The organism is Corallococcus llansteffanensis (assembly GCF_003612055.1).
Taxonomy (GTDB): domain Bacteria; phylum Myxococcota; class Myxococcia; order Myxococcales; family Myxococcaceae; genus Corallococcus; species Corallococcus llansteffanensis.
Map to the genome: position 1 here is coordinate 1 of NZ_RAWB01001056.1, position 1,127 is coordinate 1,127.

1 protein-coding gene is annotated in these 1,127 nt (G+C 69.9%); it reads right to left on the reverse strand.

Features of this window, described 5'->3' with window-relative positions; genetic code table 11:
* A partial coding sequence (locus tag D7V93_RS43285) for a PQQ-dependent sugar dehydrogenase (protein ID WP_147451695.1) occupies positions 1–1,127 on the reverse strand: 1,127 nt, incomplete at both ends.

Sequence of the window (1,127 nt, forward strand, 5' to 3'; positions counted from 1 at the left end):
GAAGAGGTTGGTGTCCGGCCCGATGCCAAGCTCGACGAGCCCACCCACCCCGGTCGCGAACTCCGTCACGCTGTCGGGCACGAGCTGATCATTCGCATCCACCCGCAGGGAGCGGATCCACTGCTGGGAGTAGTCGCCGAAGAAGTAGGCACCCCGCCACGTCTCCGGGTACGCGGTGCCGGTGTAGAAGGCGCCGCCCGTGGCCGTCTGGCCGACGCCGTGGTCCCAGTCGTACAGCGGAGGTCGCACCGCGCCGGGCCCTCGTGCATAGAGCGCCTGGCAGACGGGCTTGGGTTCGTAGCCGTTCTGGCGGAAGCGCCCCTCGTAGCAGGGCCAGCCCAGGTTCGACCCCGGGAGCGCGACGTTGATCTCCTCGTAGGTGCCCCAGCCGACGTCGCCCAGGTAGGGCGTGGCGGTGCCCGGGCGCAGGCTGAAGCGATAGGGATTGCGAAGCCCCAGCGCCCACACCTTGGAGCGGTTGGCCTGGGCATCCCCGTTCCAGAACGGGTTCGAGCCCACGCCCGCGCCGGAGCGGGTGATGCGCAGGACCTTGCCCGCGAGGGAGTCCAGGCTCTGCGCCCGCAGCGCGTCGTCGTCGACCGCGTCGAAGCGGGCCCCATCTCCAGACGTCACGAAGAGGGTGCCGTCCGGCGCGAACCGGACGCTGCCCACAGTGTGCGAGGCGCTGTCCGAGGGAATGCAATCCGCACCCGCGGGAAAGTCATTGCAGGAGTTGCCCACCGTGGTGCCGAGCAGCACGAGCTCACTCGCGGGTGAAGCCGAGTCCCCCACGGCGGTGTAGCGCGCCAGCCGCGCCGTCTTGGGCCCGGAGTCATCCGTGGCATCGTCGTCGTAGGTATAGAGCAGGTAGACGAAGCCATTGGTGGCGAAGGCCGGGTCCACCGCGAGCCCCAGCAGCCCGCGATCATGGTGCGAGTTCACCCGCCCACGAAGGTCGATGAAGGGCACGGGCTGGAGGACGCCGCCCTTGAAGAGGCGGACGGCCCCTGCCTTCTCGGCGATGAGGAGGCGCCCATCGGGGAGGCTCGCGAACGTCGTCGGGTACTCCAGACCGCCGACCACGAGCTCCGAGGAGAAGCCTCCCGGGAGGGTGAGGGGGGCAGGGG